This is a genomic window from Vandammella animalimorsus (assembly GCF_002285265.1).
Classification (GTDB): domain Bacteria; phylum Pseudomonadota; class Gammaproteobacteria; order Burkholderiales; family Burkholderiaceae_C; genus Lampropedia.
Genome location: NZ_NSJB01000003.1, coordinates 178748 through 191926, shown reverse-complemented (window position 1 = coordinate 191926; position 13179 = coordinate 178748). Strand labels below are relative to the sequence as shown.

General features: G+C 66.0%; 12 protein-coding genes. All 12 read left to right on the top strand.

Going from position 1 to position 13179, the window contains the following annotated elements; all coding sequences use genetic code 11:
* The first annotated feature begins 366 nt into the window (after positions 1 to 366).
* Positions 367 to 1119 (top strand): 30S ribosomal protein S2, encoded by a 753-nt coding sequence (gene rpsB / locus CK625_RS06975; RefSeq protein WP_095539568.1) that lies wholly within the window; start codon positions 367 to 369, stop codon positions 1117 to 1119.
* A 153-nt stretch (positions 1120 to 1272) separates the two neighbouring features.
* Positions 1273 to 2160, top strand: coding sequence for a translation elongation factor Ts (tsf, locus tag CK625_RS06970; protein ID WP_095539700.1), 888 nt, complete (start codon positions 1273 to 1275; stop codon positions 2158 to 2160).
* A gap of 195 nt (positions 2161 to 2355) precedes the next feature.
* On the top strand, positions 2356 to 3084 hold the full coding sequence (gene pyrH / locus CK625_RS06965) for a UMP kinase (RefSeq protein WP_095539567.1): 729 nt from the start codon (positions 2356 to 2358) through the stop codon (positions 3082 to 3084).
* 57 nt (positions 3085 to 3141) lie between these two features.
* A complete protein-coding gene (frr, locus tag CK625_RS06960; RefSeq protein WP_095539566.1) occupies positions 3142 to 3702 on the top strand; it encodes a ribosome recycling factor in 561 nt (186 codons plus the stop codon).
* Between the two features lie 228 nt (positions 3703 to 3930).
* Positions 3931 to 4641: a polyprenyl diphosphate synthase gene (gene uppS / locus CK625_RS06955; protein ID WP_095539565.1), complete on the top strand. Its 711-nt coding sequence runs from the start codon at positions 3931 to 3933 to the stop codon at positions 4639 to 4641.
* Positions 4642 to 4803: 162 nt separating this feature from the next.
* Complete coding sequence (locus CK625_RS06950; protein ID WP_095539564.1) at positions 4804 to 5670, top strand: phosphatidate cytidylyltransferase; 867 nt, start codon at positions 4804 to 4806, stop codon at positions 5668 to 5670.
* A gap of 14 nt (positions 5671 to 5684) precedes the next feature.
* Positions 5685 to 6905, top strand: a complete 1221-nt coding sequence (ispC, locus tag CK625_RS06945; protein ID WP_095539699.1) for a 1-deoxy-D-xylulose-5-phosphate reductoisomerase — start codon at positions 5685 to 5687, stop codon at positions 6903 to 6905.
* Between the two features lie 30 nt (positions 6906 to 6935).
* On the top strand, positions 6936 to 8330 hold the full coding sequence (gene rseP, locus CK625_RS06940; protein WP_095539563.1) for an RIP metalloprotease RseP: 1395 nt from the start codon (positions 6936 to 6938) through the stop codon (positions 8328 to 8330).
* 46 nt (positions 8331 to 8376) lie between these two features.
* Positions 8377 to 10671 carry an outer membrane protein assembly factor BamA gene (gene bamA, locus CK625_RS06935; protein WP_095539698.1) on the top strand — a complete coding sequence of 765 codons (2295 nt, stop codon included), beginning with the start codon at positions 8377 to 8379 and terminating at the stop codon, positions 10669 to 10671.
* Positions 10672 to 10694: 23 nt separating this feature from the next.
* Positions 10695 to 11207 (top strand): OmpH family outer membrane protein, encoded by a 513-nt coding sequence (locus CK625_RS06930; protein WP_095539562.1) that lies wholly within the window; start codon positions 10695 to 10697, stop codon positions 11205 to 11207.
* Positions 11208 to 11624: 417 nt separating this feature from the next.
* Positions 11625 to 12650, top strand: coding sequence for a UDP-3-O-(3-hydroxymyristoyl)glucosamine N-acyltransferase (gene lpxD / locus CK625_RS06925; RefSeq protein ID WP_095539561.1), 1026 nt, complete (start codon positions 11625 to 11627; stop codon positions 12648 to 12650).
* Positions 12651 to 12655: 5 nt separating this feature from the next.
* Positions 12656 to 13102 carry a 3-hydroxyacyl-ACP dehydratase FabZ gene (gene fabZ / locus CK625_RS06920; protein WP_095539697.1) on the top strand — a complete coding sequence of 149 codons (447 nt, stop codon included), beginning with the start codon at positions 12656 to 12658 and terminating at the stop codon, positions 13100 to 13102.
* Positions 13103 to 13179 lie beyond the last annotated feature (77 nt).

Here is a 13179-nt window from a genome sequence, read left to right as displayed (position 1 = left end):
GTGCCGCGCCTGAGAGCCTGTGCAAAGTCTCTGCACGGTTGGCAATCCAGTGGATCGGCCTGGCCGCCAAGCGCACGCAAAACACGCGATTTTCCCACAAAACATGGGGCCAGCGCCGGCTTTTGGGCGCGAAGCTGCGGCGCGCGGCGGCTGTGCTAAAATCCACCGGTTTTGCTTGATGCGGCCTGCGTCATGACCTTGAATGGTTTTGGCAGGCTGGCATTGCGCAAGGCAAATAGCAGGCCGGTTCATCCAGGGTGCTGCGCGGGCTGGCTGCCATTGTGTTTTCGGCAATGGCAGCGCGGCTCGCTGGTGCGGGGCCGGTCTAGGAAATCAACCTTCGGACTTTGAAAGCACAAGACAGCTATGTCGATCACCATGCGTGAAATGCTGGAGGCGGGCGTGCACTTCGGCCACCAAACCCGTTTCTGGAACCCCAAGATGGCCCCCTTCATCTTTGGCCATCGCAACAAGATTCACATCATCAACCTGGAGGCCACGCTGCCCAAGTTCCAGGAGGCGCAGAAGTTCGCGCGCCAGCTGGCGGCCAATCGCGGCACCATCCTGTTCGTGGGCACCAAGCGCCAGTCGCGCGAGTTCGTCGCCCAGGAGGCCCAGCGCGCCGGCATGCCCTACGTGGATCAGCGCTGGCTGGGCGGCATGCTGACCAACTTCAAGACCCTGAAGACCTCGGTCAAGCGCCTCAAGGACATGAAGGCCCAGCAGGAAGCCGGCCTGGAGGCCATGAGCAAGAAAGAGCAGCTGATGTTCTCGCGCGAGATCGAAAAGCTCGAGCGCGACATCGGCGGCATTCAGGACATGGGCGCGCTGCCCGATGCGATCTTCGTCATCGACGTGGGCTACCACAAGATCGCCGTGTCTGAAGCGCACAAGCTGGGCATCCCGCTGATCGGCGTGGTCGACACCAACCACAACCCCGAAGGCATCGACTACGTCATCCCCGGCAACGACGACTCGGCCAAGGCCGTGGCCTTGTACGCCCGTGGCATCGCCGACGCCATCATCGAGGGCCGCAACAACGCCGTCGAGGAAGTGGTCAAGCTCGCCGCTGGCGAGCAAGGCGATGAATTCGTCGAAGTGCAGGAGGCGGCCGAGTAAGCCGCAGCTCCCGCGCACCGCGCCGCGATGCCGCCTGGCACTCTCGCCAGGGCGGCGCGCATCGATCAAAAGGGGGCGTCGCACAGAGTGCCCCTTTTTCGTATGCCAGCGGCAGAAGTTTGATTTTTGTACTGATTTGGATTGGAGAACGTGATGGCTGCAGTGACAGCAAGTATGGTGGCAGAGCTTCGTGCAAAAACCGATGCGCCCATGATGGAGGCCAAGAAGGCCCTGGTCGAGGCCGATGGCGACATGGCCAAGGCCGAAGAGCTGCTGCGCATCAAGCTCGGCACCAAGGCCGGCAAGGCCGCATCGCGCGTGACGGCCGAAGGCGTGATTGCCGTGGCCATGCAGGGCCAGACTGGCGCCATGGTTGAGGTCAACTGCGAGACGGACTTCGTCAGCAAGAACGACAGCTTCCTGGAGTTCGCCAATGCGGCGGCCCGCCTGGTGGCAGAAAAGAACCCCGCTGACCTGGAGGCGCTGGGCGCGCTGGAGTACAGCCAGGACGGCTTTGGCCCCACGCTGGAAGAAGTGCGCAAGGGCCTGATCGGCAAGATCGGCGAGAACATGTCGCTGCGCCGCTTTGCCCGCTTTGCCAATGGCAAGCAGCTGGCGCACTACCTGCACGGCACGCGCATTGGCGTGGTCGTCGAGTTCGATGGCGACGAAGCCGCCGCCAAGGACGTGGCCATGCACGTGGCGGCCATGAAGCCCGTGGCGCTGTCCGGCGCGGACGTGCCCGGCGAGCTGATCGAGAAAGAGCGCAGCGTGGCCCAGGGCAAGGCGGCCGAGTCGGGCAAGCCCGCTGACATCGTGGCCAAGATGGTCGATGGCGCCGTGGCCAAGTACCTCAAGGAAGTGGCGCTGCTGGACCAGCCTTTCGTCAAGAACGACAAGCAGAACGTGGGCCAGATGCTTAAGGAAAAAGGCACCACGGTGCACGGCTTCACGCTGTACGTCGTGGGCGAAGGCATCGAGAAGAAAGTCGACGACTTCGCCGCCGAAGTGGCTGCCCAGATGGCTGCGGCCAAGGGCTGATGCTCTGAGAGCCTGGCGTGCGGTGTGGCATGGGCCTGTTCGAGGGGCGCGCCGCCGCCAGTTGAGCCGGGCGCGGGCGCGCTTTGCTGCAGCCCGGCCCGGTGGCTCTTGGCGATCTCGCTGCCCGCGCTGTTGCGCAATCAATGGAGATCGCCAAGCCAGTGCCCCCGTGACATTTGACCAGCCGCACCCGTGATGACCGACTCTGCCCCCACCCCCGCCTATTCGCGCATTTTGCTCAAGCTCTCTGGCGAAGCCCTGATGGGCGATGATGCCTTTGGCATCAATCGGGAAACCATCGAGCGGATGGTGCAGGAGATCATCGCCGTGGCCCAGATGGGGGTTGAGCTGGCCATCGTCATCGGTGGCGGCAATATCTTTCGCGGCATGGCCGGCGGCGCCGCTGGCATGGACCGCGCCACGGCCGACTACATGGGCATGTTGGCCACGGTGATGAACTCGCTGGCGCTGGCCGATGCCATCGACCGCAAGGGCGTGCCCGCGCGCGTCATGTCCGCCATCTCGATCGACCAGGTGGCCGAGCCCTATGTGCGCCCCAAGGCCCTGCAGTATCTGGAAGAGGGCAAGATCGTCGTCTTTGCCGCAGGCACGGGCAATCCGTTCTTCACCACCGACACAGCCGCGGCGCTGCGCGGCGCCGAGGTGGGCGCGCAATTGGTGCTCAAGGCCACCAAGGTCGATGGCGTCTACAGCGCTGACCCGTTGAAGGATCCGCAGGCCCAGCGCTACAGCCGCATCAGCTTCGACGAGGCCATGGTGAAGAACCTGGGCATCATGGATGCCACGGCGTTCGCCCTGTGCCGCGACCAGAAGCTGCCCATCAAGGTCTTTTCCATCGTCAAGCCCGGTGCCCTGCAGCGCGTGGTGCGCGGCGAGGACGAGGGCACGCTGGTCTATGCCTGAGGGCCTGCTCTGAGGCCCTGGACCACTTGCCGCCGACATGAAACCAGGAGAATTGCCATGACGATTGCCGATATTCGCAAAACCACCCAGGGCAAGATGGAGCAGTCCATCGCTGCCTTCAAGAACCAGCTGGCCAAGATCCGCACCGGGCGCGCCAACCCGGGCCTGCTCGACACCGTGCAGGTGGAGTACTACGGCCAGCAAGTGCCCATCAGCCAGGTGGCCAACGTGGCCCTGCTCGACGCGCGCACCATCAGCGTGCAGCCCTGGGAGCGGGACATGGCCGCCAAGATTGAAAAAGCCATTCGCGAAAGCGACCTGGGCCTGAACCCGGCCAGCATGGGCGAGCTGATCCGCGTGCCCATGCCGCCGATGAGCGAGGAGCGCCGCCGCGAAATGACCAAGCTGGTGCGCAGCGAGGGCGAGAACGCCAAGATTGCCGTGCGCAACCTGCGCCGCGATGCCAACGATGCAGTCAAGAAGCTGGTCAAGGACAAGCAGGCCTCCGAGGACGAGCAAAAGCGCTCCGAGGCCGACGTGCAAAAGCTCACCGACAAATTCATCGCGGAAATCGACACCTTGGTCGAGGCCAAGGAAAAGGATGTGATGGAAGTCTGAGCCTGGGCTCACGATCTTTGCGCAGGCCGGTTTCGCTCCTTTTCGTGCCCGCCATCGACGGCATGGCGGGCATGGCGCGGGGGCAGGCTTTGCCGAGAGACCGCGCAGCGATCCTGCAGGGCTTGCGTGTTGCGTCGGGCCTGCGCCGTGCAGGCAGGGCAGGGCGCGGCGCATTCTGGTTGTTCCCCTGCTTGAAGCCGTGCTGCCTGCATGCTGTTTGGAGTGTCGATGACCTCAGTCTCATCTGCCTTGCCCCAGCACATTGCCATCGTCATGGATGGCAATGGCCGCTGGGCCCAGCGGCGCATGCTGCCCCGCCTGGCGGGGCACAAAAAAGGCGTGGATGCGCTGCGCCGTTGCGTGGGCCTGTGCGGTCAGCGTGGCGTGCGGGTGCTGACGGTGTTTGCCTTTTCCTCTGAGAACTGGGCCCGGCCTGCCGATGAGGTCGATGGCCTGATGGGGTTGATGGCCTCGGCGCTGGCCAAGGAAGTCACCAGCCTGAAGGCCAATGGCGTGCGCCTGCATTGCGTGGGCGATCGCTCCCGCCTGAGCGAGAAGGTGCGCGCCAGCCTGGCGCAGGCCGAGCAGGACACCGCGGGCAACGAGCGCCTGATCCTCAACGTGTGCTTCAACTACGGCGGCCGCTGGGACATCGCCCAGGCCGCCGAGCGCCTGCGTCAGCAGGGCCAGCCCATCGATGCGGACAGCCTGTCGGCTGCGCTGGCGCTGGCGCACGTGCCCGATCCGGACTTGCTCATCCGCACCGGCGGCGAGTTGCGCATCAGCAATTTTCTGCTGTGGCAGCTGGCCTATACGGAGCTGTATTTTTCCGATGTGCTCTGGCCCGATTTCGACGCCCAGGACCTGGATGCCGCGCTGCACGACTATGCACAGCGCCAGCGCCGTTTCGGCAAGACGGGCGAGCAGGTGGCGCGCTGAGAATCTGCTCAAAATCTCGGTGCCAGTGGGTGGCAGATGGGGAGCGGCTCTGTTGGCCGTGGCTGCCGATCCTGGCCATGCCAACGGCTGCAGCCTGATTGCCGAACGCTGAACGCTGAACATGCTGCGCCGCAGCTTTCTTTTTCTATTGGGGATTCCTGGATGCTGAAGCAAAGAATCATCACCGCCCTGGCCTTGCTGGCAGTGATTCTGGTCTGCCTGTTCGCCCCCTGGGATTGGCCTTTCGTGGTGCTGGTGACGGCGGTGCTGAGCATCACGGCCTGGGAATGGGCCAGGCTCAACGGCATTGGCGGCATGGCCGCGAAGGTGGTCGGGCTGGTGTTTGCGCTGGGCTGCACGGTGGCCGCGCTCAACGGCGTGCAAGAGGTCAGCAAGCCCAGCCTGTTCTGGCTGCTCTTTTCCATGGCTTGGCTGGTGGGGGCGGTATTCGTGCTGCGTGAAGGCACGGCCGGCTGGCTGGCGTTGCCGCGCGCGCTGCGGCTGCTGCTGGGCATCGTGGTGTTTGCCGTGGTTTGGGTGGCCGTGCTGCGGGCCTACCAGCTGGGCATCAACTACCTGCTGTCGCTGATGGCGCTGGTGTGGATGGCCGACATCGGCGCCTACTTTGCCGGCCGCACCTTTGGGCAGAAGCTGGTGGCGCGCAAGCTGGCGCCGACGGTCAGCCCCGGCAAGAGCTGGGAGGGCGTCTTTGGCGGCATGATCGGCGTCGTGCTGCTGGCCTTTCTGTGGCTGTGGCTGGATCGCTCGCTGGCCGCGGACTGGGGGCGCAGCTTTTACGGGCTGGTGCGCCAGCAGGGCCTGACCATGATGATCGGGGTGTGCCTGGCCCTGACGGCCATGAGCGTGCTGGGCGATCTGCTGGAATCGCTGATCAAGCGCGCCGCAGGCGTGAAGGACAGCAGCGCCATCCTGCCCGGCCATGGCGGCATGCTGGACCGCATCGACGGCCTGCTGCCCGTCATGCCCATGGGCATGCTGGTGCTGGCCTTGCTGGCGAGGGCCGTGTGATGGTGCAGCAGTTCATGGCTCAGCCCCAGGCTCCGTCCCAGACCGAGCGCCAGCGCATCACCGTGCTGGGCTCCACCGGCTCGATCGGGGTCAGCACACTGGATGTGCTGGCGCGCCACCCCGAGCGTTTCGAAGTCTTTGCCCTCACGGCCGGGCGCAACGTGCAGCGCCTGGTGCAGCAGTGCGTGCAATTTCAGCCGCGCTACGCCGCCGTGCCGCAGGAGCACGTGGCCCAGGCCCTGCGCCAGCAATTGCGCGAGCAGGGCGTCAGCGGCACGCAGGTGCTGGCCGGCAGCCAGGCCATCGCGCAGCTGGCCGCGCACGAGCAGGTCGATGCCGTGATGGCGGCCATCGTCGGCGTGGCCGGCCTGCCGCCGGCGCTGGCGGCCGTGCAGGCCGGCAAGAAACTGCTGCTGGCCAATAAAGAGGCGCTGGTGGTGGGCGGCGCCTGGTTTATGCAGCAGGTGCGCGCGCATGGGGCGACGCTGTTGCCCATCGACAGCGAGCATTCGGCCATTTTCCAATCCCTGCCCGAGTCGCCCGAGACCTGGGCGGCGCGCGTGGAGAAGATCATCCTCACCGCCTCGGGCGGGCCGTTTCGCCAGCGCGATCCGGCCACGCTGGCCGAAGTCACCCCCGAGCAGGCCTGCGCCCACCCCAACTGGAGCATGGGGCGCAAGATTTCGGTGGACTCAGCCACGATGATGAACAAGGCGCTGGAGGTGATCGAGGCGCGCTATCTGTTTGACCTGCCGCCCGAGCAGCTGCAGGTGCTCATCCACCCGCAAAGCGTGATCCATTCCATGGTGCAGTACCGCGATGGCTCCATCGTCGCGCAGTTGGGCACGCCCGACATGCGCGTGCCCATTGCCTACGGCCTGTCCTGGCCCGAGCGCATGGAGTCCGGCAGCGCGCGGCTGGACTTCATGGCGCTGCGCGCGCTGACGTTCGAATCCTTTGACGAAGCCCAGCACCAGCGGCGCTTTCCTTGCCTGGCGCTGGCCTGGCAGGCGCTGCAGGGCCCGGCCGGCAGCACGGCAGTGCTCAATGCCGCCAACGAGGTGGCGGTCGAAGCCTTCTTGCAAGGCCGATTGCGCTTTGACCGCATCCATGCCGTCAACGCCCACACGCTGGAGCACTGCGCCACCGGGGCCGTGGATTCGCTGCCGGCCTTGCTGGAGCTCGACGAGCGGGCGCGGCGCCTGGCCCAGGCCAGCGTGGCGCGCCTGGGCTGAAGCCATGGCGCACACCCTGCAGGCGCGGCCATGCTGACTTTGTTGGCCTTTCTCGTCACCATCGGCCTGCTGGTGACCATCCACGAATATGGCCACTACCGCATGGCGCGCGCCTGCGGCGTGAAGGTGCTGCGCTTTTCCATCGGCATGGGGCGGCCGCTGCTGCGCTGGCGGCGCCCGGGTAATGAGACCGAGTTCGTACTCTCGGCCCTGCCGCTGGGCGGCTACGTGCGCATGCTCGATGAGCGCGAAGGCCCCGTGCCGCCAGAGGAGCTGGCGCGCGCCTTCAACCGGCAGCCACTGCCGCAGCGCATGGCCATCGTGCTGGCCGGGCCGCTGGCCAATCTGCTGCTGGCGGTGCTGTGCTTTTCGGCCGTCAACTGGTGGGGCGTGCAGGCCCCGCAGGCGCTGCTGGCCACGCCCGAGGCCGATTCGCTGGCGGCCCAGGCAGGCCTGCGCCAGGGCGATCGGGTCCTGCAGCTGCGCGTGGGGCAGGGCGGGCGGCCCCAGGCCATCCAGTCTTTCGACGAGCTGAGCTGGGCGCTGCAGCGCGCCGCGCTGCTGCAGCAGGACGTGTGGCTGCAAGTGCAGCGTGGCGATGGCCAGCAGGAACTGCGCCTGCCCCTGTCGGCATTGCAGCTGCAGGATTTGGATGCCCAGGCGGTGCGCCGCATCGGGCTGCTCGCGCCGCTGGCGCCGCCGCAGCTCGGCAGCATCCAGCCGGGCAGCCCGGCGGCGCAGGCCGGGCTGCAACCGGGCGACATCGTGCAGGCCGTGGACGGCGTGCCCATGGGCGATGTGCAGCAGCTCATCGCCCTGCTGCATGCGCTACCCGGCCAGGCGGGCGATGGCCTGCCCGGCGCGCCAGCGGCCGCCATGCCCGTGCAGCGCTGGACGGTGCTGCGCAATGGCCAGCAGCTGCTGCTGCAGGTGCAGCCGCGCCTGCGGCAGGAGGGCGAGCGGCGCTGGGCGGAAGTGGGCGCCTACCTGGGCCCCGGCCCTGCAACGGCCCTGGTGCGGGTGCGTTATGGCGCCTGGGACGGGCTGGCGCGCGGCGTGCAGCTCAGTGGCGAGATGGCCGCGCTCACGCTGCGCATGTTTGGCCGCATGGTGCTGGGTCAGGCATCGCTGCAAAACCTCAGCGGCCCTGTCAGCATTGCCCAATATGCCGGTCAATCGGCGCGCCTGGGCATGGCGCAATTCCTGCAATTCCTGGCGGTGGTCAGCCTCAGCCTGGGGGTGCTGAATTTGCTGCCGCTGCCCATGCTCGATGGCGGGCACCTGATATATTATCTTTGGGAGGCGGTCACTGGCAGGCCAGTGTCCGCGCTCTGGCAGGAGCGGCTGCAAGCCTTGGGCATTGCAGCCCTTTTCATGTTGATGGCGTTGGCCCTGTTCAATGATTTGGCGCGGCTGCTGCCCTAGTTGGCGCGCCCGGCCCAGGCGCCGTGGCGCGCGATTGATGCAATCCATGAACCACTTGTTAAAACGTTTTTCCATGCGCGCGGCAGCGGCCGTGACCGCCTGCGCCTGCAGCCTGCCGCTGTGGGCCATCGAGCCTTTCATGGTGCGCGACATCCGCGTCGAGGGGTTGCAGCGCGTCGAGCCGGGCACGGTCTTTGCCTCACTGCCGATCCGCGTGGGCGACCAGTACACGGACGACAAGGCCTCGGACTCGATCCGCGCGCTGTTTGCGCTGGGCCTGTTCAATGACGTGCGCATCGAGGCCGATGGCAATGTGCTGGTGGTCGTGGTGCAGGAGCGCCCGGTGATCGGCAGCGTGGAGTTCGCCGGCACGCGCGAATTCGACCGCGAGGCGCTGGTCAATGCCATGCGCGACGTGGGCCTGGCAGAAGGGCGGCCGTTCGATCGCTCGCTGGCCGATCGCGCCGAGCAGGAGCTGGTGCGCCAATACCTCTCGCGCAGTTACTACGGCGCGCAGGTCGTGACCACCGTCACGCCGGTGGATCGCAACCGCGTCAACCTGGTGTTCACCGTCACCGAGGGCGGCGTGGCCAAGATCGGCGACATCCGCTTTACCGGCAACAAGGCCTTCAGCGAATCCACCCTCAAGGGCCTGATGGACCAGGACACGGGCGGCTGGTTGAGCTGGTACACCAAGTCCAACCGCTACTCGCGCGCCAAGCTCAACGCCGATCTGGAGACCGTGCGCTCGCACTACCTGCAGCGCGGCTACCTGGACTTCCGCATCGACTCCACGCAGGTGGCGATCTCGCCGGACAAGCAAAGCATCTCCATCACCATCAACGTGCACGAGGGCGAGCGCTTTGCCGTCTCCGGCGTGCGCCTGGAGGGCGACTATCTGGGGCGCGACGATGAGTTCAAGTCGCTGGTGCAGATCCGCCCCGGCCAGCCCTTCAACGAGGAGGAGGTGACCAACACCCGCGAGGCCTTCACCGAGCATTTCGGCAACTATGGCTACGCCTTCGCCCGCGTACAGGCCCAGCCCGAGGTGGACCGCGAGCGCAACACCGTGGCCATCGTGCTGCGCTCGGAGCCGCAGGCGCGCGTGTACGTGCGGCGCATCAACGTCACCGGCAACACGCGCACGCGCGATGAGGTCATCCGCCGCGAGTTCCGCCAGTACGAGGCCTCCTGGTACGACGGCGAGAAGATTCGCCTCTCGCGCGACCGGGTCGATCGGCTGGGCTATTTCACCCAGGTCGAAGTCGAGACCCAGGAGGTGCCGGGCGTGCCCGATCAGGTCGATCTGCAGATCACCGTGGCCGAAAAGCCCACCGGCTCGGTGCAGATCGGCGCGGGCTTTTCCAGCGCCGACAAGCTCTCGTTCTCCTTTGCGCTCAAGCAGGAGAACTTCATGGGCTCGGGCCATTACCTGGGCGTGGACTTGAACACCAGCAAGTACAACCGCACGCTGGTGTTCAGCACCACCGATCCGTACTTCACGCAGTCGGGTGTGTCGCGCACGCTCGATGCCTACTACCGCACCGACAAACCCTACGACCGCATGGGCGGCAATTACTCGCTGGTCACCTACGGCGGCGCACTGCGCTTTGGCGTGCCCTTCAGTGAGATCGACACCGTTTACTTCGGCCTGGGCGTGGAGCGCAACCGTATCAAGCCCGGCACCGCCATCCCTGCGGCCTATCTGCACTACGCCGACACCTTTGGCTACAGCAGCACCTCGGTGCCTTTCACCATCGGCTGGTCGCGCGACAGCCGCGACAGCGCGCTGGCGCCCAACGAAGGGCGTTACCAGCGCTTCAACAGCGAATGGTCCTTCGCTGGCGACACGCGCTACCTGAAGAGCAACTACCAGTACCAGCAATACCTGCCGCTGAGCAAGCGCTACACGCTGGCCTTCAACGGCGAGCTGGGCTGGGGCAAGGGCTTCAGCGGCCAGCCCTTCCCGGTGTTCAAGAACTTCTATTCGGGCGGTCTGGGCTCGGTGCGTGGCTTCGAGCAAGGCACGCTGGGCCCGCGCGACCTGATCGGGGCATCGCTGGGCGGCGCCAAGAAGGTCAACATGAACGTCGAGTTCATCACGCCCTTCCCGGGCGCCGGCAACGACCGCACGCTGCGCGTGTTCGCCTTCGTCGATGCCGGCAACGTGTTTGGCGAGCACGAGAAAGTCAGCTTCTCCGACCTGCGCGCCTCCACCGGCCTGGGCCTGAGCTGGATTTCGCCCGTGGGCCCGCTGCGCATTGCCTACGCCCATCCGATCCGCAAGAAAGCTGGCGATAGAATCGAAGAAATCCAGTTCCAGATCGGGACTTCCTTTTAACCCTTGTCCTCAAAGCGTCTGTCATGAAAGCATTGACCTCCAAACTCTCTTCCGCCGTCGTTCTGGCAGCGGCCCTGGCCTGTGCGCCTGCCATGGCGCAAAGCTTCAAGGCCGGCTTTGTCAACACCGACCGCATCCTGCGTGACGCCAACATGGCCAAGAGCGCGCAGCAGCGCCTGGAGCAGGAGTTCTCGCGCCGCGAGAAGGAAATCGTCAACCTGGGCAACAGCCTGCAGGCCGCGTCCGAGCGCTTCGAGCGCGAGGCCGCCACCCTCTCGGAGAGCCAGCGCACCCAGCGCCAGCGCCAGTTGATGGAGCAGGATCGCGAATTCCAGCGCAAGCGCCGCGAATTCCAGGAGGACCTGGCCGCACGCAAGACCGAGGAACTGGCCAAGGTGCTTGAACGCGCCAACGCCGTGGTGCAGCAAGTGGCCGAAAGCGAGAAATACGACGTGATCCTGCAGGAGGCCGTCTGGGTCAGCCCGCAGCACGACATCACCGACAAGGTCATCCGCGCACTCAACGGCAGCCGCTGAGCGGTAAGGCCATAGAAGGGCAGGGCTTGGCAGCAGCGCTGGCAGGCGGCGCAGTTCGTGGCCTTGCTGCTGTGCAGAAGTGGGCGTGTGCACGCGGCGCTGGGCACAGCGGCAGCTTTGCCACATTGAGACCGTCGCGGCGTCTGCAGCGTGCCGTCTCTTTGTGGGGTGAGACCGCCCCTTCTGATGCTTTTTGAGGCGGGCCCGTCGTGGCGCGCTTTGCGCCCATGCCTGCCTTGCCAGGCATGGGCCAGCCAAGAGCCTTGTTCAAAATTTCGGCGAACAGGCTCTGAGGCGCACATCGGCGCCCAATCTTTTCCCGCTCGCTGACAAGCCCATGGGGCTTGGTGTCGGCAGGCTCGTGCCAATGGCTCAGGCCAGGGGCAGCGCGGGGACTTCTTCAGACAGGAACGACGTGTGACAGCGGCAACGCTTGGAGAAATTTGCGCGGCACTGGGCGGGCAGTTGCATGGCGATGCCGCAACGCCGATCACGGCCATTGCGGCGCTGGAATCTGCCGGCCCGACGCAGATCAGCTTTTTGAGCAACCCGCGCCTGCTGCCGCTGCTGCAGGCCAGCCAGGCCGCTTGCGTGATCGTGCAGGCCGCCCATGCCGAGCAGGCCCAGGCGCGCGGGGCCTGCATCGTGGCCGACGACCCCTATCTGTACTTCGCGCGTCTGACGCAATGGTGGCGCCAGCGGCTGGGCGATCTGCCCGCGCCGGGCATCCACCCCAGCGCGGTGGTCGATCCCTCGGCGCAGATCGATGCCACGGCCAGCATCGGCCCGCTGACGGTGATCGGCCCGGGCGTGCGCATTGGTGCGCACAGCCGCATCGGCGCGCGCGTGACGATCGAGCGCAACTGTGAGATCGGTGCGCGCTGCATCGTGCAGTCCGGTGCCGTGATCGGCGGCGATGGCTTTGGCTTTGCGCAGGCCCCGGCCGCTGCTGGCGGCAAGGTCTGGGTCAAGATCGAGCAGCTTGGCGCGGTGCGCATTGGCGATGATGTGGAAATCGGCGCCAACACCTGCATCGACCGTGGCGCCCTGGGCGATACCGTGATTGCCAACGGCGTCAAGCTCGACAACCTGATTCAGATCGCGCACAACGTGCAGGTGGGGGAGAACACCGCCATGGCCGCTTGCGTGGGCATCTCGGGCAGCACCAAGATCGGGGCCAACTGCACCCTGGCCGGTGGTGTGGGCGTGGTGGGCCATATCGAGCTGGCCGACAACACCCACGTCTCGGGGGCGACCGTCATTTCGCGCTCGCTGACCGAGCCGGGGCGCTATACCGGGGTGTATCCGTTCGAGCCCCACGCAAAATGGGAACAAAATGCGGCCCTGCTGCGCCAACTCAAGAAAATGCGCGAGCGCATCAAGGCGCTGGAAAAAGAACTGGCGGCCCTGCAGGGCGGGCAGCCGCCACAACCATCGGCATGACGACCATCATGAACATTCACAAGATCTTCGAACTTCTGCCCCACCGCTACCCTTTCTTGCTGGTGGATCGGGTGACGGAAATTCATCTGGGCGAGCGCATCGTTGCGTACAAGAACGTGACCGTCAACGAGCCCTTTTTCAACGGCCACTTTCCCAAGAACCCCGTCATGCCCGGGGTGCTGGTGCTCGAAGCCTTGGCCCAGGCGGCCGGGCTGCTGTCCTTCGAGACCTATGGCGAGGCGCCGGGCGAGGACAAGGTGTTTTACTTCGTCGGCATCGACAACGCGCGCTTCAAGCGCCCGGTGGTGCCCGGTGATCAGCTCGTGCTGGAGGCCAGCATCGACCGCGTGCGCGGCGGCATCTACAAGTACAAGGGCGTGGCCAAGGTCGATGGCCAGGTCGTGGCCGAGGCCGACCTGATGTGTACCATGCGCCCGGTCGAGCGCGGTTGATGGCCGTGGCCCATGGCAGCGCGCGGCCTTGCGCGCCCGCCTGCCAAGTGGCCTGCATCTGCCCGGTACTTGGCGTT

Bases quoted from the DNA above. Each gene is read 5' to 3' on its own strand.
- pyrH (WP_095539567.1), top strand. From the start codon at position 2,356: ATGACCGACTCTGCCCCCACCCCCGCCTATTCGCGCATTTTGCTCAAG.
- CK625_RS06930 (WP_095539562.1), top strand. From the start codon at position 10,695: ATGAAAGCATTGACCTCCAAACTCTCTTCCGCCGTCGTTCTGGCAGCG.
- CK625_RS06950 (WP_095539564.1), top strand. From the start codon at position 4,804: ATGCTGAAGCAAAGAATCATCACCGCCCTGGCCTTGCTGGCAGTGATT.
- tsf (WP_095539700.1), top strand. From the start codon at position 1,273: ATGGCTGCAGTGACAGCAAGTATGGTGGCAGAGCTTCGTGCAAAAACC.
- frr (WP_095539566.1), top strand. From the start codon at position 3,142: ATGACGATTGCCGATATTCGCAAAACCACCCAGGGCAAGATGGAGCAG.
- rseP (WP_095539563.1), top strand. From the start codon at position 6,936: ATGCTGACTTTGTTGGCCTTTCTCGTCACCATCGGCCTGCTGGTGACC.
- ispC (WP_095539699.1), top strand. From the start codon at position 5,685: ATGGCTCAGCCCCAGGCTCCGTCCCAGACCGAGCGCCAGCGCATCACC.
- uppS (WP_095539565.1), top strand. From the start codon at position 3,931: ATGACCTCAGTCTCATCTGCCTTGCCCCAGCACATTGCCATCGTCATG.
- rpsB (WP_095539568.1), top strand. From the start codon at position 367: ATGTCGATCACCATGCGTGAAATGCTGGAGGCGGGCGTGCACTTCGGC.
- bamA (WP_095539698.1), top strand. From the start codon at position 8,377: ATGAACCACTTGTTAAAACGTTTTTCCATGCGCGCGGCAGCGGCCGTG.